Source organism: Frankia sp. CoWAU3, assembly GCF_977971855.1.
This window is the reverse complement of the sequence record NZ_CDWWXB010000002.1, coordinates 2,090-20,635: the sequence shown is the minus strand read 5'-3', so window position 1 is coordinate 20,635 and position 18,546 is coordinate 2,090. Positions and strand designations below refer to the sequence as shown.

Annotated in this window: 18 protein-coding genes; 14 read left to right on the top strand and 4 right to left on the bottom strand. The window is 68.7% G+C overall.

Annotated features, from left to right (window positions below; translation table 11 throughout):
- Positions 1 to 52: 52 nt before the first annotated feature.
- Both murA and thiD read right to left on the bottom strand, forming a co-directional pair.
- A complete protein-coding gene (murA, locus tag AC08ON_RS00510) occupies positions 53 to 1,474 on the bottom strand; it encodes a UDP-N-acetylglucosamine 1-carboxyvinyltransferase (protein ID WP_476606013.1) in 1,422 nt (473 codons plus the stop codon).
- A gap of 109 nt (positions 1,475 to 1,583) precedes the next feature.
- A complete protein-coding gene (gene thiD / locus AC08ON_RS00505) occupies positions 1,584 to 2,417 on the bottom strand; it encodes a bifunctional hydroxymethylpyrimidine kinase/phosphomethylpyrimidine kinase (RefSeq protein WP_476606014.1) in 834 nt (277 codons plus the stop codon).
- Positions 2,418 to 2,664: 247 nt separating this feature from the next.
- On the opposite strand from thiD, the gene AC08ON_RS00500 reads away from it, so the two are divergent.
- Positions 2,665 to 2,898 carry an Lrp/AsnC family transcriptional regulator gene (locus AC08ON_RS00500; protein WP_011437987.1) on the top strand — a complete coding sequence of 78 codons (234 nt, stop codon included), beginning with the start codon at positions 2,665 to 2,667 and terminating at the stop codon, positions 2,896 to 2,898.
- Between the two features lie 132 nt (positions 2,899 to 3,030).
- Positions 3,031 to 3,585: a DUF3515 family protein gene (locus AC08ON_RS00495; RefSeq protein WP_476606015.1), complete on the top strand. Its 555-nt coding sequence runs from the start codon at positions 3,031 to 3,033 to the stop codon at positions 3,583 to 3,585.
- 77 nt (positions 3,586 to 3,662) lie between these two features.
- On the opposite strand, the gene AC08ON_RS00490 is transcribed toward AC08ON_RS00495, so the two are convergent.
- Positions 3,663 to 4,814 (bottom strand): D-alanine--D-alanine ligase family protein, encoded by a 1,152-nt coding sequence (locus AC08ON_RS00490; RefSeq protein ID WP_476606016.1) that lies wholly within the window; start codon positions 4,812 to 4,814, stop codon positions 3,663 to 3,665.
- Between the two features lie 138 nt (positions 4,815 to 4,952).
- Positions 4,953 to 5,141, bottom strand: a complete 189-nt coding sequence (gene rpmB, locus AC08ON_RS00485) for a 50S ribosomal protein L28 (protein ID WP_011437984.1) — start codon at positions 5,139 to 5,141, stop codon at positions 4,953 to 4,955.
- A gap of 251 nt (positions 5,142 to 5,392) precedes the next feature.
- On the opposite strand from rpmB, the gene recG reads away from it, so the two are divergent.
- The 12 genes from recG to smc all read left to right on the top strand — a co-directional run.
- On the top strand, positions 5,393 to 7,588 hold the full coding sequence (gene recG, locus AC08ON_RS00480; RefSeq protein ID WP_476606017.1) for an ATP-dependent DNA helicase RecG: 2,196 nt from the start codon (positions 5,393 to 5,395) through the stop codon (positions 7,586 to 7,588).
- A gap of 12 nt (positions 7,589 to 7,600) precedes the next feature.
- Positions 7,601 to 8,158 carry a 16S rRNA (guanine(966)-N(2))-methyltransferase RsmD gene (rsmD, locus tag AC08ON_RS00475; protein ID WP_476606018.1) on the top strand — a complete coding sequence of 186 codons (558 nt, stop codon included), beginning with the start codon at positions 7,601 to 7,603 and terminating at the stop codon, positions 8,156 to 8,158.
- Positions 8,155 to 8,643: a pantetheine-phosphate adenylyltransferase gene (coaD, locus tag AC08ON_RS00470; protein WP_011437981.1), complete on the top strand. Its 489-nt coding sequence runs from the start codon at positions 8,155 to 8,157 to the stop codon at positions 8,641 to 8,643. The genes rsmD and coaD overlap by 4 nt, the downstream gene beginning before the upstream one ends.
- 426 nt (positions 8,644 to 9,069) lie before the next feature.
- Entirely contained in the window at positions 9,070 to 9,681 is a 612-nt protein-coding gene (locus AC08ON_RS00465) for a YceD family protein (RefSeq protein WP_476606030.1), read from the top strand.
- On the top strand, positions 9,681 to 9,851 hold the full coding sequence (rpmF, locus tag AC08ON_RS00460) for a 50S ribosomal protein L32 (RefSeq protein WP_011437979.1): 171 nt from the start codon (positions 9,681 to 9,683) through the stop codon (positions 9,849 to 9,851). The genes AC08ON_RS00465 and rpmF overlap by 1 nt, the downstream gene beginning before the upstream one ends.
- Before the next feature lie 6 nt (positions 9,852 to 9,857).
- The gene (locus tag AC08ON_RS00455; RefSeq protein WP_476606019.1) at positions 9,858 to 10,919 is read left to right on the top strand and encodes a phosphate starvation-inducible protein PhoH; all 1,062 of its coding nucleotides are present in this window, start codon (positions 9,858 to 9,860) and stop codon (positions 10,917 to 10,919) included.
- Positions 10,916 to 11,728 (top strand): ribonuclease III, encoded by an 813-nt coding sequence (gene rnc, locus AC08ON_RS00450; protein ID WP_476606020.1) that lies wholly within the window; start codon positions 10,916 to 10,918, stop codon positions 11,726 to 11,728. Before AC08ON_RS00455 ends, rnc begins: the two co-directional genes overlap by 4 nt.
- Before the next feature lie 150 nt (positions 11,729 to 11,878).
- On the top strand, positions 11,879 to 12,850 hold the full coding sequence (mutM, locus tag AC08ON_RS00445) for a bifunctional DNA-formamidopyrimidine glycosylase/DNA-(apurinic or apyrimidinic site) lyase (RefSeq protein WP_476606021.1): 972 nt from the start codon (positions 11,879 to 11,881) through the stop codon (positions 12,848 to 12,850).
- 224 nt (positions 12,851 to 13,074) lie between these two features.
- Positions 13,075 to 13,860 (top strand): DUF2786 domain-containing protein, encoded by a 786-nt coding sequence (locus tag AC08ON_RS00440; protein WP_476606022.1) that lies wholly within the window; start codon positions 13,075 to 13,077, stop codon positions 13,858 to 13,860.
- A 407-nt stretch (positions 13,861 to 14,267) separates the two neighbouring features.
- Positions 14,268 to 14,579, top strand: a complete 312-nt coding sequence (locus AC08ON_RS00435) for an acylphosphatase (protein WP_476606023.1) — start codon at positions 14,268 to 14,270, stop codon at positions 14,577 to 14,579.
- A gap of 213 nt (positions 14,580 to 14,792) precedes the next feature.
- A complete protein-coding gene (locus AC08ON_RS00430) occupies positions 14,793 to 14,990 on the top strand; it encodes a hypothetical protein (protein ID WP_023840227.1) in 198 nt (65 codons plus the stop codon).
- Positions 14,991 to 15,334: 344 nt separating this feature from the next.
- Positions 15,335 to 18,546: chromosome segregation protein SMC (smc, locus tag AC08ON_RS00425; protein WP_476616273.1), on the top strand; the 3,212-nt coding region annotated here is incomplete at its 3' end.

Below are 18,546 nucleotides of genomic sequence, written 5' to 3'. Positions count from 1 at the left end.
CCCGGAGTACCGGCTCCGTCCCTGACCTGCATGTCCCTGACCTGCATGCGCCTCACCTGCACGCGCCTGGCCCGGCAGCACCGTCGTTCCGGTCAGGCCGGGGCGTGGTCGGTGCCGGGGGCGAACCCACGGCCTGCGTGTCAATGAACGCTCCGATCGAGCGCAGCTTACCCACCGGGTCCTCGTAACCGCGTTCGAGGAAACGGGTCCCGCGGATGATGCTGGTGCCGTCGGCCACCAGCGCGGCCAGCACGTAGGCAAAGCCGGCGCGCAGGTCGGGAATCGCCAGATCACCGCCGGTGAGGGAGGTCGGCCCGCTCACGACCGCCGAATGCTCGAAGTCCCGGGACGCGAACCGGCAGGCCTTCCCACCGAGGCACAGGGTCGACAGGGCGATGTCGGCGCCCATCTCGGCCAGCTGTCTGGTGTATCCGAACCGGTCCTCGTAGATCGTCTCGTGGATCACGGAGGCACCCTTGGCCTGGGTGAGCAGGACGACCAGGGGCTGCTGCCAGTCGGTCATGAACCCGGGGTGCACGTCGGTCTGCACATGTGACGCGGTCAACGGCTGGGCCCGGAAGAAGGTCATGCCCCGCGGGGTGACCTCGAACTCGCCACCGAGCCGGCGGAGGTGGTTGAGGAAGGTCGCCAGATGTTCCTGGCGGGCACCGACCACCTCCACCCTGCCGTTGGTGGCTACCGCGGCCGAGGCGAAGGACGCGGCTTCGATGCGGTCGTGGACCGGGGCATGGGTGGCTCCCCGCAGGGCGTCGACCCCCTGCACCACGATCGTGCGGTCGACCTCCACGTCGACGAGGGCGCCCATCTGCTGCAGGAACATGATGAGGTCGATGACCTCCGGTTCCACCGCCGCATTCGAGATGACGGTCGTACCCTGCGCCCGGACCGCGGCCAGGAGCAGGTTCTCGGTCGCGCCGACACTCGGGAACGGCAGCGCGACATGGGTGCCGTGCAGACCCAGGGTCTTGACCTGGACGGAACGCAGCTGCTCGACGATCTCCGCACCCATGGCACGCAGGCCGGCGAGGTGGAAGTCGACGGGACGCTTGCCGATCCGGCAACCGCCGGGCAGCGGGATCACGGCTTCGCCGACGCGGTGCAGGAGCGGGCCCATCATCAGGATCGGTATCCGGTTGACCCCGGAGTAGGCCTCGGACAGCGACGCGTCGATGATCTTTTCGGTGGCGAGTTGCACAGTGTGCTCGTCCAGCCACTCCACCTGGGTGCCGAGTTCGGCGAGCATGCCCAGGACCACGTCGACCTCGGCGATCCGAGGCACCCGGGTCAGGGTGCACGGCTCTGGCGTGAGGAGGGTGGCGACGAGCAGCTTGGTGACCGAGTTCTTGGCCCCGGACGCTTCGACCGAGCCGGTGAGCGGAGCGCCGCCGACGATGCGGTACCACCGTCGGTCCGTGCTGGTGGACGGTACCACTCCCGAGCTGTGCGCCCCCACGGGCTACCTCCACGGTGATGATGCGGATGCGTGACGTGCGTCAGGTCACGTGCGGCGGGGCGATTGAACCAGACGCCGCCGGCGCGGCCCGAGCCCGGCTCTCAGGCTGCTACCTACGGTGACGATAGCCGTGGTCTACCGGGCCGATCCCCGCGCCGAGCGGAAAGCCGCTGGCCAGGGCGCCACTGACGTAGGCCTTGGCGGCCTGTGTGGCCTCGACGTGACCACGCCCCTGCGCCAGGTGCGCGGCGATCGCGGAGGCCAGCGTGCATCCGGTGCCATGGGTGTGCCGCCGGTCCAGGCGGGGGCTTCGGAGGACGACCTCGGTGGTCCCGTCGGTGAGCAGGTCGACCGCGTCGCCGGGAAGATGCCCGCCCTTCACCAGCACCCAGCGCGGGCCCAGGGCGAGCATCGCCTCGGCGGCTCTGGGCAGGTCGGCGACGTCCCGCACCTCCACCCCGGTCAGCAGACGTACCTCGTCGAGGTTCGGTGTGGCGATGGTAGCGCGGGGCATGAGCTCCGTACGGACCACCTCGACCGCCTCCGGGGACAGCAGGGGGTCGCCGTGCTTGGAGACGCTGACCGGATCGACCACGACGGGTACGTCGAGCCGCGAGAGTTCGGCGGCGACCAGCGAGACCAGGGCCGCGGAGGAGAGCATCCCCGTCTTCACCGCGTCGACCCCGATGTCCGCCACGACCGCTCTGATCTGGGCTCGGACCGCTTCCGGAGGGAGATCCCACACACCATGGACGCCCAGGGAATTCTGTGCCGTCACCGCGACGATCGCACTCATGCCGTGGACGCCGAGGGCGAGCATCGTCTTGAGATCTGCCTGGATGCCCGCGCCGCCGCCCGAATCCGATCCGGCGATCGTCAGTACGCGGGGCGGGGCGGAGCTCGGTTCCGGCGGCGGCTCGCTCCGGATGCTCCGAGCGTTCACGTGTCTCCTATCCTTCGCTCTGGGTAGCGGCGTCGTGGTTGCCATCACAACCGGGTACCGAGCCGACCAGCTGACCCCCACGATTGGGGTTCCGGATGAGGCCGGGCGACCCCTCGGTCGGTCCCTGTCGGCCGATCTGAGCAAATTCCTCGACCTCGGAGGCTCTCATCCGGGCCGTTTGCCTGTTACCTTCTGTCGGCCCGTAGTTCTGCTCGACGGGCTGTCGACGTCCGACGAGGGAGCGTCTGTGGTCCACGCGTACATCCTTATCCAGACCGAGGTCGGCAAGTCCTCCTCGGTTGCCAAGGAGATCGAGCAGATCCCCGGGGTCACCCAGGCCGAGGACGTCACCGGCCCCTATGACGTCATCGTCCGGGCGGAGGCGGCCACCGTCGATGACCTCGGGAAGATGGTCATGGCGAGAGTGCAGTCGGTCGACGGCATCACCCGCACGCTGACCTGCCCGGTCGTTCACTTCTGAGCTTCTCCGCCGCTAAAGCTTCTCCGTCCCGACGTGGGTCAGGTCGGCTCCGGGACGGGGGACCCGGTGGGCGCCCCCGGCCCCGGCCCCCGGCCTGCGCCCACCGCCGGGGCCGGGCCACCGGTGACGTCGGTGGCGCGCCAGAATCGGGACATGGCCACCGGTGGTGAGCAAGCCGAGCGGGGCCGGCGCCCGGCACGGGGCGGGCGCAGGCCGGGGCGGTCATGCCGGTATCCGGTGTTCGTCGCCTCGTGGGTCCTGCTCGCGCTGGTCGGATGCGGCGGTCCCGGATCGATTCGGCTGACCAACGTGCCGATGCCCGCGGAGTCGGTCCGTTCGTCGTGCGTGGACCTGGTCCACGATCTTCCCCCGTCGCTCGGGGACGATCTCGACCGCCGGGCACTGGACCCCCCACAGGCCACGGCGGCGGCCTACGGCGCGGCGCCGGTGGTGCTCACCTGCGGCGCGCCCGGTCTTCCGGCAAGCTACCGTCCCGATGCGATGCTGTCCGTCGTGGACGATGTGGGGTGGTTCGCCGAGGACCTGGGCGGGACGACGGTGCGCTATTCCACCCCCACCCGGCAGCCCCAGGTGGTTCTCACCCTGCCCGCCGACGTGCAGGCGTTCGAGGTACTCGTCTCGGTCGCCCCCGCCGTGCGGGGGCACAGCAGGCCGACGACATCCTGAGACGAGCTCCCGGCCATTCCCGCCCGGCGGAACGCCTCCACGCCGTCACGGGCCCGGGTGGCGCAGGTGCCGGGCGGTCAGCGCAGCCCCGCTCCGTCGCGCAGGGCCAGCCTGACGAGCCGGTCCACCAACTGCGGATAGGTGACCCCGCTCGCCTCCCACATCCGCGGGAACATCGAGGTAGGGGTGAAACCGGGCATCGTGTTGACCTCATTGATGATCACATGGTCGTCGGCCGTGACAAACATGTCAACCCGCGCGAGCCCGGCGCAGTCCAGGGCCTCGAACGCCGCGATCGCCACTCCCCGGACCTCCTCCCGTACCGCGTGGGACAGGTTGGCCGGGACGTCGAAGTGGGTGGCGTCGGACATGTACTTGGCCTCGAAGTCGTAGAAGCCGGCCGAAGACGTGACGGTGATCTCGGCGGGCACACTCGCCTCGGCACCGGGGCCGTCTAGAATTCCGAGGACCCCGCACTCGATCTCGCGGCCGACGATCGCCGACTCCACCAGGACCTTGGGGTCGCTGGCGCGGGCTGCCTTGATCGCGGTGTCCAGGTCCGCCCAGGCCTCGACCCGGCTGATCCCGATACTCGACCCGCCGCGCGCGGGCTTCACGAAGACTGGCAGCCCCAGCCGTTCCTGGTCGGCCCCGGTGAGTGTGTCACCGGCTCGCAGGACGGCGTAGGAGCCGACGGGAAGGCCGGCGGCCCGCAGCAGTGCCTTCATGTGTTGCTTGTCCATGGCGGCCGCGCTGGCGAACACCCCGGAGCCGACGTAGGGCAGGCCGGCCATCTCCAGGAGACCCTGGACCGTCCCATCCTCCCCAAAGGGGCCGTGGAGCAGCGGGAAGACCACATCGATGTCCCCGGGAATGTCGCTGCTCCCGAGAGCGTCGCTGCTCCCGAGGGTGTTCCTGACAGCGTCGAGGCCGCCGCGGGGGCGGCGCGGCAGCAGACCGGGCGTCGTCGGATCCGCGGCCAGGACGACGCTCTCACCCTGGGCCGCGACGACGGCAGGCAGTCGGTCTCCCGTCACCGCGAGGGCGGTCGGGTCGTCCGGCAGCACGACCCAGCGGCCATGTGTGTCGATGCCGACGGGGACGACGTCGTAGACGTCACGATCCAGGGCTCGCAGTACACCGCTGGCCGATATACAGGAGATCGCGTGCTCGGTGCTGCGGCCACCGAACAGGAGGGCGAGCCGAATCCGACGCCTGGAGCCTGCCATGCCGGGACACTAACGGATCGGCGTCGGTGACCGGCAGCGCACCCGGCGTGGATGTGGCCGCGCTCCGCCTCGACCTCCACGGGAGGCCTGTGTCCGGTGACGCCCCGTCCGGCCGGAGTAACGTCCGGCCCGGAGGGCTCAGGCGCGAGAGACCTTGCCCGCCTTGATGCAGGAAGCGCAGACGTTCAGCCGCTTGGGGGTCCCGCCCACGACCGTGCGCACGGTCTGGATGTTGGGGTTCCACCGACGGCGTGTGCGTCGGTGGGAGTGGGAGACCGACATACCGAAGCCCGGCCCCTTGCCGCAGACGTCACACACCGAAGACACGAGAAACACTCCGTCGAAGTAGTAGCCGAAGTCGAAGTAGTACTGGTCCCGGTAGGCGTGCCCGGGACGTCAGGGGAGTCAGAACCAGGTCAGAACCAGGATCGTACGCAACCCGCGACCCTGACGGCGCCGCCGGGGGGACGCGCGCAGTGGCGGCCCGCTTGAGGTTACCCCACCTTCTGTGGTCCAGATGATGCGGCGGGAGCCGGTGGGTCTCGGTACTGTCGGTGCTCCGGTGCACTATCGGTAATGTGGTCGACCTCGACACGCCCCTGAAGGCCCTCGTCGGCGCGCGTGCCGCCGCCCTCCTGGCCGATGGTCTGGAGTTGAGGCTGGTCGGTGATCTGCTGGGGCACCTGCCCCGCCGGTACCATGAGAGAGGCGAGCTGACGGACCTCGCGGACCTCGCCGTCGGTGAGACGGTTACGGTCCAGGCCCGGGTCGAGAAGACGGAACGCCGCCCGATGCGCGGCACCCGGAAGTCGATGGTGCGCGTGACGGTGACGGACGGCAGGCATTCACTGTCACTGACCTTCTTCAATCAGAGTTGGCGGGAGCGTGACCTCCGTCCCGGGACGACCGCGCTGTTCGCCGGCAAGGTCGACGAGTTCCGCGGGCGGCGTCAGCTGACCAACCCGGAGGTCCAGCTCCTCGAACCCGAGGAGAGCGGGGAAGCCGTCAGCGGTGCGCCGTTCGCGAACGCGCTGGTTCCGATCTACCCCGCCTCCGCCAAGGTGCCGAGCTGGACGCTGGCGAGGTGCGTCCGGCTGGCGTTGGACTCTCTCGATCCCGTCGAGGATCCGTTGCCGGACGATCTCCGCAGCCGGTACCGCCTGCCCGCTCTGGCCGAGGCCTTCCGGCTGGTTCACCAGCCCGCGAACCGTGGTGAGATCGCCTCCGGTCGTCGGCGCCTCACCTGGGATGAGGCTCTGGTGCTGCAGGTGGCGTTGGCCCAGCGGCGTCGTGAGGTGGAGGCGCTGGCGACAACACCCCGGCCGCAGCGTCCGGATGGTCTGCTGGCGGCGTTCGATGCCGATCTGCCCTTCCCCCTCACGACGGGTCAGCGCGAGGTGGGGAAGACGATCGCAGCCGAGATCGGTCGGCCCGTTCCGATGCATCGACTGCTGCAAGGAGAGGTGGGTTCGGGCAAGACACTGGTCGCCTTGCGGGCGATGCTCACCGTGGTCGACACGGGCGGCCAGGCGGTACTCCTGGCGCCCACCGAAACTCTTGCCGCTCAGCACAGCCGAAGCCTCCGGGAGATGCTCGGCGATCTGGCCCGGGCAGGGGAACTAGGAGCCGATCATCGGGCCACGCGGGTGACGCTGGTCACCGGATCGATGGGAGGGCGTGCGCGGCGGGAGACTCTGGCGGAGATCGCGGACGGTTCCACCGGTCTGGTGGTCGGTACTCATGCCCTGCTGCACGATGAGGTGACCTTTAACGATCTTGGTCTGATCGTCGTCGACGAACAGCATCGTTTCGGCGTCGAACAGCGGGACGCACTGCGAGCGCGTGGACGACGTCCTCCCCACCTTCTTGTGATGACCGCGACGCCGATTCCCCGGACGGTCGCGATGACCGTGTTCGGTGATCTCGAAGTCTCCGAGCTCACCGAACTGCCAGCGGGACGCTCTCCCATTGGGACGTTCGTGGTGCCGGCGAGCCAGAGATCCTGGACGGATCGAATGTGGGGACGAATCCGCGACGAGGTGGCCGCCGGGCATCAGGCCTATGTCGTGTGTCCCCGGATCGGTGCGGGCAGGGAGAACGGGGACGGGGAGGACGATTCCACCGAATCCTCGACGGCCGGTCCGGATCCGCGAGCGTCCCGACCAGCTGCGACAGTGTGTGAGGTGCTGCCCCTGTTGGTGGATGGCGAGCTTGCGGACCTCAGGGTTGAACCGCTGCACGGTCGTCTCGCACCCGGGCAACGGGAGGCCACCATGAACCGATTCGCGGCCGGCGAGGTCGACGTGCTGGTCGCCACCACCGTCATCGAGGTGGGAGTGAACGTACCGAACGCGACAGTGATGGTCGTCCTGGACGCGGACAGGTTCGGCGTGTCCCAGCTGCACCAGCTGCGCGGGAGGGTCGGCCGGGGCACCGCGCCCGGCTGGTGTCTTCTGCATACAGCGGCCGAGCCGGGATCCCCCGCCTGGGAGCGGCTCAGCGCGGTCGCCGCCACCAGCGACGGGGCGAAGCTGGCCCGTCTCGACCTCGCGCAGCGTCGAGAGGGCGATGTGCTCGGGGCCGCTCAGTCCGGCGGACGACGATCCCTGAAGCTCCTGGAACTTCTTCGTGATGAGGACCTGATCCGCGACGCACGCGAGGAGGCCGGTCGCCTGGTTGACGACGACCCCGGGTTGGACCGGCATCCCGCACTGCGCCGGCTGCTCGACGCGGTTCTCGACGACACCAGTGTCGCCTTCCTCGAGAAGGGATGACCGGGTGGCCCGATGACGCGCATCATCAGTGGAACCGCGGGTGGTCGGCGGCTCGTGGTTCCACCCGGAACAACCACCCGTCCGACCTCGGAACGTGCCCGTGAGGGATTGTTTAACACCTTGTCGACCTGCCTGGATCTGCGGGGTGCTCGGATTGCCGATCTTTATGCCGGGTCTGGTGCGGTCGGTCTGGAAGCGCTGTCTCGGGGTGCCGCTCATGCTCTTCTCGTCGACCGCGATCCGATCGTGATACGCACTCTACGGCGGAACGTGACAGCGCTGGGACTGTCGGGCGCGAAGATCGCGCAAGCCGCGGTAGAGCGTGTGGTGCAGAACACCTCGGATAATCCCTACGACGTGGTTTTCCTCGATCCGCCGTACGCGATGCGCGATTCGGAACTCGGCGAAGTGCTGTCAAAGCTGCTGGCGGCCGCCTGGTTGACTGCGGACGGTGTCTGCGTTGTCGAAAGATCGCACCGCTCGGGCCCGGTCGCCTGGCCTGACGGGTTGTGTGCGCTGCGCGACCGGAGGTACGGAGAGGGTGCTCTCTGGTACGGTATTCGATCATGAGGAGGGCAGCCTGTCCCGGTTCATTTGATCCGATCACCAACGGTCATCTCGACATCATCGTCCGAGCGAGCAGACTCTTCGACGAGGTCGTGGTCGCCGTATCGATCAACAAGAACAAGGTCACCTTGTTCACCGTCGACGAGCGGATGGAGCTCATCAGAGAGGCCCTGCGTGATCATCCGATGGCGCCGTCCAACGTCCTGGTGGATGCGTCCCACGGGCTGATCGTCGATTTTTGTCGGAGCAGGGGTATCCAGTCGATCGTCAAAGGACTGCGTGCGGTCAGCGACTTCGACTATGAGCTTCAGATGGCGCAGATGAACAATTCGCTTGCGGGCGTGGAGACTCTTTTCATGAGTACGAACCCGCAATATGCCTTTCTGTCCTCCAGCCTGGTGAAGGAGGTTGCGCGTTACGGAGGTGACGTGTCGGGGCTGGTACCGGATGTGGTACTCAAACAGCTCCGTGAGCGCCTCGCTCAGTAACCCCCGCCGGGTGGGTAGCCGCCGACCGACCTCCGCCGGGCTCTCCCGCCGTTCCGGACTGTCCGGGCTCCGGGGCCGGTCGCGGGGGGCGAGCGGTACCCGAGCGGCTTCCTAGGCGGAGGTCCGCCGCCCGCCGGGCTCGGGTGTCCGGAGATCTCGGCAGCTTGATCGGATCGTCCGCGGCACCGATCGGATAGGCTAGGAGACCGTAGTAGCTGACCGGCTCGCAGCAGCTGACTGGCTTGCTGACCGGCTGGAGTCTGTTCGTCGATCCTCTGGGAGGGTCCGGGCCTCTGGGAGGGTCCAGGGTGCCGCTGACGTCGGGCTGCCTCCGTCGTTAGCGACGCCGGGTAGCTACACCACCACGAAGGCCCTGTTTCGGCCGGGCTTCCTGACATTGACGTAGATGTGAACTCGACTGCCGCCATGACTGGATCCCACTTTCGCCGTCGGACCCCGAAGGGTCCCCTTGTACTGGACACCCGTGAGCTCGGTCGTCGGCCCGGGTCGATGCGGCTTGTCCGGGCGCAGGCGGAACTTCCCGCCGATCTCGGAACCGAGATGATGTGGGTGCCGGCCGGCGCAAGCGTCACCCTGGACCTGCGTCTCGAATCGGTGATCGAGGGTGTCCTGGTCAGCGGGAGCGTCGTGGCGCCGCTTCGGGGTGAATGTGCGCGCTGTCTGGACGACGTGTCCGAGGTCAGCATGGTCGAGTTTCGCGAGCTGTTCTACTACCCTGACCGAGCCGTGGACCTGGGTGACGACGAAGATGCTCGGGTACTAATCCATGATCATGCGGACGTCGAGCCCGTGGTGCGGGATGCCCTGGTACTCAACCTTCCGCTGTCACCCATCTGCCGTCCGGACTGTGCGGGACTCTGCGTGGACTGCGGGGTGCGTCTCGACGATGTCGAGCCTGGACATTCCCATGCGCGATCCGACCCGAGATGGGCGGCGCTGTCCGCGCTGGCCGGCAGCGGAGCGGCGGGAACCGAGAAGGGTCGCACCGACCCTCATGAGAGCAAGGAGAAGGAATAGTGGCCGTCCCGAAGCGGCGCACCTCGCGCAGCAACACCCGGTCCCGGCGTTCGCAGTGGAAGGCCAAGGTGCCGACCCTCGCAAAGTGCTCGCGGGGGCACGTGATTCGGCCGCACACCGTCTGTGGCACGTGCGGCCGGTACAACGACCGTCAGGTGCTTGACGTCTGACCCGGTGTGACACGTATCGCCGTTGACCTGGTGGGGGAGGGGTTCCCTTCCGGGCCTCTCCTCGAGGCATTGCCCAGTGCGCTCGGCGCGGATCCGCATCTGGTGCTCACTCTGGTGACATCCGGTGATGCCGTCCGGGATGACCTTGCTCGGCTGGGAATTGTGCCAGGCGAGCGCGTCCTGCTCGCCACGGCCGCTCGCGGCGTTTCGGCGGGCCCGGAGGCATTGCGTGAAGTGCGAGCACGTCGGGACTCCGGCGTCCGGGTGGCGGCGCGCCTGGTCCGTGACGGACATGCCGATGCGATGGTCTCGATAGCCCCGGCCGAAGCCGTGGTCGCCTCGGCTCAGTTCACCTGCGGTCTGCTCCCCGGGGCGACGCGGGCCACTCTCGCCTCGATTGTCGGCGGGGCGAACGCCCCCGTCGTGCTGTGTGACGCGGGGGCGACGGTTGATGTGACGGCGGACGAACTCGCCCAGTTCGCGGTCGCGGGCAGTGCATACGCCGCGGTTCGTTTCGCCGTCAACGCTCCCCGAGTCGGGCTTCTGACGGCGCGTCCAGCGCTTCCCGACACCTTGCGGCGAGCCGCCGACGAGCTGCTCCGATCGCTCGATCTGCACTATGTCGGCCCGCTGACGGCTGATCGGCTCCTCGCGCCTTCGTGGACAGGCGAGCCGGGCGACGGCCAGAAGATCGATCATCGCCGTGGAGTCGACGTGGCGGTCACCGACGGATTCACCGGAGATGTCCTGATGTCCGTCATTCGCGGGATGCGATGGTGGGAATCTCATCGGGGTACGGGGCACCTGTCCAGGGCCGGTCTGGATCCGGGATGGGGAACGTTGGAAGATCCTGATGTGCGGGGGGGAACGATCGTGCTGGGGGTCGATGGTGTCGCGGTCCACGCGGAGCGGGCACCGGATGAAGCCGGCGACAGCCAGGCAGTCGGGCTGCTCGCGGCGCTGAGGGCGGCGTCGGTCGCGGTCCAGGCGGACCTGGCTTCTCGGACCAGAGCGGCGATGGCGATCTTGGTGGCGCGTCGGCGGGCCCTGGCCGGGCTGGTCGGATGACCCGCCAGCTGCCACCCCCGCCGCCGCGGGACGGCCTGATCGAGGTACTCGAGGTCGCCATCGACCCCGAGCTGCTCGACCGCGCCCTCACACACCGCTCCTATGCCTATGAGAAGGGCGGCCTGCCCACCAACGAACGCCTGGAGTTCCTGGGCGATGCGGTGCTCGGTCTGGTGGTGACGGCGGCACTGTTCATCCGCCACCCGGATCTTCCCGAGGGGCAGCTCGCCAAGCAGCGGGCCTCGGTTGTGAACATGCGGGCTCTCGCGGACGTGGCACGGGGGATCGGACCCACCGGGCTCGGTCCGTACCTGCTGCTGGGCCGGGGCGAGGAGACCACCGGGGGGCGCGACAAGGCGAGCATCCTCGCCGACACCCTCGAGGCCATCATCGGGGCGGTCTATCTGTCCTCAGGCCTCGACGTGGCCTCCGGTTTCGTGCACCGTCTCTTCGATCCCTTGCTGGACGAGGCCGCCGGCCGAGGCGCAGGGCTTGACTGGAAGACCTCACTGCAGGAACAGACGGCGGTGCTGGCTCTCGGGCCGCCCGAATACATCGTCGAGGAGGCCGGTCCGGACCACGCGAAGCGATTCACCGCCTACGCGAGGATCGCGGGAGAGCCACTGGGCGAGGGCGAAGGGGGAAGCAAGAAGGAGGCCGAGCAGCGGGCTGCCGCCGCGGCTTTCGCGGTTCTCGAGGAACGGTCAGCCTTGGGGCGGGAGGACGGTTCGGGCGCGGACGTCGCCGGCGGAAATCATGAGAGGTCCGCCGTCGGCAGCCTTGATCACGATCAGGTCTCGGGTCCGTGAGAGTAGCTGATCATCAGCTGCCCCGATTCGCTTCCTGGGCGCTGGCGACAGGCTCGGTGGTGGCAACAGATTCAGTGGTGGCAACAGATTCATCGAGCCACGTCGAGGGTCCGGTGTCATCCCACTGACCCGACCCGACGACCGGAGATCATGCCAGAACTCCCCGAAGTAGAGGTTGTTCGCCGCGGTCTGGAACGTGGTGCCGTCGGTCGCGTCATCGCATCGGTTGATGTCCACCATCCTCGTGCGGTGCGCCGTCATCTGGCCGGTGCCGCCGACTTCTCGGCGCTGCTCGTCGGCCGCCGGATAACGGCGGCACGACGCCGTGGCAAGTATCTGTGGCTGGTGCTTCAGCCGCCGGTAGACCATGCGGCGTGCGCTCCGGTGGTTCCAGAAGAACCACCGGAGGAGGAATCAGCTGCCGTGCTGGCCGAGATGTCTCCGCCTGCCCTGCCCCCAGGTCATCCGGCCCAGGGGGATGCACTGATCGCCCATCTCGGGATGAGCGGACAGTTGCTCGTCGTTCCACCCGCCACCCCCGACCAGAAGCATCTGCGGATCCGGTTCGTCTTCACGGACGGAGGACGCGAACTGCGATTTGTGGATCAACGCACCTTCGGTGGCCTGGCGGTCGCAATGGGGGAAGCGGATCTGCCTGCTCCCGTCGCGCACATCGCCAGGGATCCTCTGGATCCCGCCTTCGACGAGCGGCTCGTCACGGAGAGGATGCGTCGACGCCGTACCGGCGTGAAGCGGGCCCTGCTCGATCAGACACTTGTCAGCGGGGTCGGGAACATCTACGCGGATGAGGCCCTGTGGGCCGCGAAGCTGCACTACGCGCGGCCGACCGAGACCCTCACCCGGGCGGAGGTCGGCAGGCTGCTGGGTTGCGTGCGGACGGTGATGATCGCGGCTCTTGAGGTGGGCGGTACGTCCTTCGACCGCCTGTACGTGTCGGCGGACGGGGTCAGCGGGCTGTTCGAACGGTCGCTACAGGTGTACGGCCGCGCGGGTCGGCCATGCACACGATGCGGAGACGCGGTGCGCCGGGACGCTTTCATGAACCGGTCGAGCTTCACTTGCCCCACCTGCCAGCCGCACCCAAGGCGGGCCAGGTGGTAAGGTTCGATCACACGTTCGAATCCCGCGGCTCTCGGGTGCCCGCGGCTCTCGGGTGGGGGTGCCGGGCGTGGCGTCCGCGACAGTCGGGTGGGGAGCCAGACCTGCCGCGGCGTTCACAGTTATCGCCTCGTCCAGGACCGAGACCGGGCTGCCGGGATCGGTGAGGCATCATCCGGCACGTCGGTTGGCTGGCCTGCCCCCGACGCGACATGGACGGAGGCGCGATGAATCCGGATGCCCTGCTCGGTCGTATACGGAAGCTGTTGGCGATGGCGGAGGCGGAGGGGCTGAGCGAGGCCGCCCGCGAAACCTATAACAGCAAGGCGGCCGAGTTAATCGCCCAGTACGGGATCGACCGCGCGCTGGTCGAGGAGGCGTCGCCGCACCGCGTCGAGGCGGCTGACCTGGTGGTGGCCGTCGATCCGCCCCATGCCCGGGACAAGATCTCGTTGCTCGCGGGCATTGCCGCACCGCTTGGTTGCCGGCTCGTGTACCGGACCGAGCAGCGTGCAGTGGGGACGGGGCACTCCGCTCATCTGTTCGGGATGGATGTGGATATCCACCGCGTGCAGATGTTGTTCACCTCGTTGCTGGTCCAGCAGGCACAGGGATTGGCCCTCGCCCGTCCACCACGCCAGGAGGACCCGCGGGCGTTTCGTCGGTCGTGGATGGCAGGCTTCGCGGTGGCGGTGGCGGGGAGACTGACCAGGACGGAGCGGATGGCCCGGGAGCGGGCGCAGGCCCAGCAGATGCAGACCCAGCAGACGCAGACCCGGGAGAACGGATCAGACCGGCCCTCGACGACGCCGTCGGTGGCCGTCGTCCTGGCGAATCGAAGCCAGCGGGTGGACGCGCACCTGGCAAGCGTCTATCCCAGGCTGCGAGCGCCAAGGACACGCCAGCTCTCCGGGAGCGGCGGTCGTGCGGGCTACCAGGCCGGCGAGAGGGCTGATCTTGGCCTGGGTAGCCGGGTGTCCAGCCGCGTCTCACCGGCGATCGGCATGAGGTAAATCGTATGGGTAGTAGTTACGCGTGGTACTGACTACTGCTTGCCGCCCGGCAGATTGGGCACCGCTGTCTGGGTAGGCCCTGCGGTACGCGGCGGGGCGTAGCCAGGACCAATAATCTTGTCTGCGCCGTCGACCGGCTCCGGGGTGACCTGGCGGTCACCATCGGTGCTCGCGCGTGGGACGGGTAGTGTGCCGCCGTCCTGGGAGAAGTTCTGGCCGCAACCGCTGAGAAGGAGTGCCGAGCCGAGAGCTCCACACGCGAGTAGCACGGCAGCGGACCGGCGGCGGAAACGTGGCCGGTCCGGCCGTTCCAGCCGATGATCACCCTGCCGCCGTGTCCCTCTCGGCCGGCCTGCCATGTCTGGGAAGTATGTGGTATCCACAATGGCCAATACCCTACCGTGCTGATGAGCGATGTATCCGCGGAGCAGAGGGAGTCCGGACACGCCGTGGTCCGATTCACTGCCCGGGTCGCCGGCCTTGTCCAGGGCATCGGCTTTCGTGACTACGTGCGTACCCGGGGCCGGCGCCTGGGCCTGGTCGGATCCGCCACCAACCTCCCGGACGGGGCGGTCGAGGTGGTCGCGGAGGGGCCGGAGCCGGCCTGTCGTGACCTTCTGCACTTGTTGATGACGGGTCACACCCCTGGGCGGACGGACAGGGTGGAGGCTGTGTGGCAGGTGGCGCAGAGTGATCTGACCGACTTTCGACGAAAGTGACTGGTTGCAGACGCTGCGTTGTCGGAACTGTCGTGGGTATGACCGTCCGCTTTTTGCATGTTCACCGGACCGGCTCGGGAGCATGTGGCATGCTCTTGACTTTCGGTCACTCGGCATGGGAACCTGGAGTCATTGTTTGGGGCGCACTCTGATCTGTTCCGATCTTGTGCTGTCTGACACCCACTAGGTCACTCATCGTGGAGGACCATCACTATGGCGAAGGCCCTTTTTGGCCACGTCGGTTCCGGCGGCGACTTGCGTCTCTCTTGCGAGGTGCGTCGGCTTCGTGCCCGAGTAGCGGAGCTCGAGGCAGAACTGGCTCGAGTACGTGAGGTTAACGAGGCGTTGGTGGGTGGTGTCGACGTGCCGGAGGATGTCCGGGCGCTCGACGCCGAACCGGCGTTCAGCTGAGCTGGCGGGGCGTTCCTCGGGGAGGCGCCCCCTCGTAGTGGGTATGCCCGGTTACGTGGGCAAGGCTCCGTCTCTACGGACTTCATGATCGCTGAGACCATCGAATCGGTCGTTTTCCCGGCTGGCTCGTCTCTGCCCAGTGATGTTGCCCGTGTGTCTCGGATCACTTTGGCGGCTCTATGTCCAGGAAGAGCCGGGCAACCTCACTTCTCGCCTTCTTCGTTTTTTCGGAGCGTAGCCTGCTGGGTGCTTCGGGTGGCCGACTAGGATGGCTCTGTCGAACGTCGGCTGAGTCCGGCCATCCCGGGTCGAGCCGGTGAACCCTTCCAGCGCTCCGGAGACTGGTGCATCTCAAGAACCTGACCCTGCGGGGCTTCAAGTCCTTTGCGAGCTCGACCTCCCTGCATCTCGAGCCGGGAATAACCTGCGTGGTCGGGCCCAACGGGTCGGGCAAGAGTAACGTCGTTGACGCCATCGCTTGGGTACTGGGGGAGCAGGGTGCCAAGGCCCTACGTGGCGGCACTATGTCCGATGTCATCTTCGCGGGCACACCCGCTCGCCCGGCCTTGGGGCGCGCCGAAGTACTTCTGACGATCGACAACTCGGACGGCGCGCTCCCCATCGAGTACACCGAGGTGACCATCGGGCGACTGATGTTCCGCAGCGGCGAGAGCGAATACACGATCAACGGTACCGGTTGTCGCCTGCTGGATATCCAGGAACTGATGAGCGACTCGGGTATCGGCCGAGAGTTGCACGTGATCGTCGGCCAGGGCCAGCTCGACGCGGTCCTGCACGCGCGCCCGGAGGATCGCCGTGCGTTCATCGAGGAGGCCGCCGGCGTCCTCAAACACCGTAAACGCAAGGAGAAGGCACTCCGCAAGCTCGAGGCGATGTCGGCGAACCTCACCCGCCTCACCGATCTGTCCGCCGAACTGCGTCGGCAGTTAGGGCCGCTCGGTCGGCAGGCGGAGATCGCCCGTAAGGCCGGTGTGATTCAGGCTTCGCTACGGGACGCCCGCCTGCGCCTTCTCGCCGACGATCTCCATCGTGCCCAGGTCGCGATCACCTCCGACCTCGCGGACGAGGAGGCATTGCGGGCGCGGCTGACGACCACCGAGGCCGCTCACGCCGCGGCAGCCCGCCGTGAGGAGCAGCTGCAGGCCGACCTGACGGCGATCATTCCGCGCGCCACCGGCGCCCAGGAGACCTGGTACGCCCTGGCATCCCTGCGGGAACGGCTGCGGGGCACCCGTTCCCTCGCCGTCGAACGGGGTCGCCTGTTGCGTGCCGCGACCGACGACGTACGTGGGCGCCGCGACCCCGAGGAACTGGAACAGGAGGCCACGGCGGTCCGGGAGCAGGAAATCGCCCTCACCGAGCGGTTGGAGCGTGATCGGGATCTGCTCGCCGAGGTGGTCACCAGGCGTGCCGATCTCGAGGCCGCGCTCGCTCAGGAGGAGAAGGAACTGATCGCCGCGGCACGCGCGGCGTCTTTTCGCCGTGAGGAGATCGCGCGCCTTGCCGGCCAGGTGGAGGCCGCCAGGTCCCGTGCCACCAGTGCCGAGAACGAGATAGCACGGACGACCGAGGCACTCGACGCCGCGCGGGAGCGGGAGACCGAGACCTCGGCGTCACGTTCGGCCCTCGAGATCGAACTCTCTCGGATGGGGAGCGCACGGGAGGATCTCGCCGAGCAGTACAGCGCGGCCGTGGCGGTGCATGCCGCTGCCGCCGAGCGGCTCGAGGTCCTGCGCGGTGAGGAGCGTAGCGCCGAGCGTGACCGCGCATCCTGGGCCGCGCGATGCGACGCGCTGCACCTCTCCCTCTCACCGGCCGACGGAGCCGCGGCACTGTTGAGGGCTGCTACCGGCGCGCAGACCGGGCAGACCGCCTCGAACACGGCGGAGGACTCGGCTCCGGCACCGGATCCGACCCTTGAGGTGATCGGCCGGCTGGCCGGCGTCCTGAGCGTGACCGCCGGCGCGGAGGCGGCCATCGCCGCGGCGCTGGGCCCGGCGGCGGACGCCCTGCTCGTCGGCACGTCGGGGGACGCCATGGCGGCCTTTGCGTGGCTGCGGGAAACGGATGCCGGCCGAGCAGCGCTGGTGGCCGCCGTCACCGTCGCGGATGAGCCTGACGCCTGCGCCGGCGCTGCCGGCAGCGCGGCGATCGTCCCGGGGGCGGCCAGCGCCGGCGGTCCGCTCCCGGCCGGTGCCGTTGCCGCGCTGGACCTGGTGGAGATCGGTGACGATCGGTTCCGTACCGCCGTGTCGTCCCTGCTCGCCCGGACTGTCGTGGTCGAGGATCTGGCGGCGGCCGAGCGGGCCACGGCGTTGCGCCCCGACCTGCGGGTGGTCACCCGAGCCGGCGACGTCATCGGTGCCCCCCTCTCTATCGGTGGCAGCGCGAACCCGCCGTCCGCGATCGAACTGCAGGCCGCGGCGGACGAGGCCGAGGCCGGCGTGGCGGAGGCGACCCGTCGCGTCGAGTCCGCCCACGAGGCGTTCGAGCCCGCGCGTGCCGAGGTGACCCGGGCTCGTACCGCCATCGATGCGGCACTGGCGGCGCTGCACGGGACCGATGCCCGGCACCGGGCGCTGTCCGAGCAGATGGCGCGGCTCGATCGTTCGGGAGGGGCCGCGGCATCCGAGATCGCCAGGCTGGAGGGCGCCCGATCACGGGCCGAAACAGCCCGTGATCGGGCATACGGAGCGTTGACCGAGCTCGAGGCGTCGCTCGCCGCGACATCGGAGCAGCCGGAGGCGGGGGAGCGGGCTCCGGATGAACGAGACCGGCTCGTCGCGGCTACCTCCGCCGTGCGCGCCGCCGAGGTCGAGGCCCGGTTGGCCGTCCGTACCAGCGAGGAGCGGGTGCGAGGCCTGCAGGGACGCGCCGACGGACTGATCCGCGCGGCGGCGAACGAGCGGGCGGCACGGGCCGCGGCAGCCCGTCGGCACGAGGTCCGCGAGCGGCAGGCTGCCGTCGCGACGGCGATGGGGGATGCGGCTCAGGTCGCTCTCGACCGACTGGACCATTCCCTGGCTCGCGCCGCGGCGGAGCGGGAGGAGGCCGACGCACTGCGCAAGGCCGCCGAGACGGAGCTGGTCGGGGTGCGTGACCAGGGGCGCGCTCTGGCCACCGAACTCGCGGCGCTGCGCGACGCCGCCCATCGCGACGAGCTGGCCCGAGCGGAGAAGCGGCTGCGGGTGGAGACCCTGGAAGCCAAGGCTCTGGAGGAGCACGGCATCGACGCCGATGACCTGGTGGCCGAGTTCGGCCCGGACACGCTGGTCCCGCCGGATGAGCCCGACGGCACCGCGGTGCCGTTCGATCGAGCCGAGCAGAGCGCCCGGGCCGCCACCGCGGAGAAGCAGCTGGCCCGGCTGGGGCGGGTGAATCCCCTGGCCCTCGAGGAGTTCGCCGCGCTTCAGGAGCGGGCCGCGTTCCTGTCCGCGCAGCTCGAAGACATCAAGAGTACCCGCCGGGATCTTCTGCTGGTCGTCGAGGAGGTTGATCTGCGGGTGCGTGAGGTCTTCGCCGTCGCGTTCGCGGA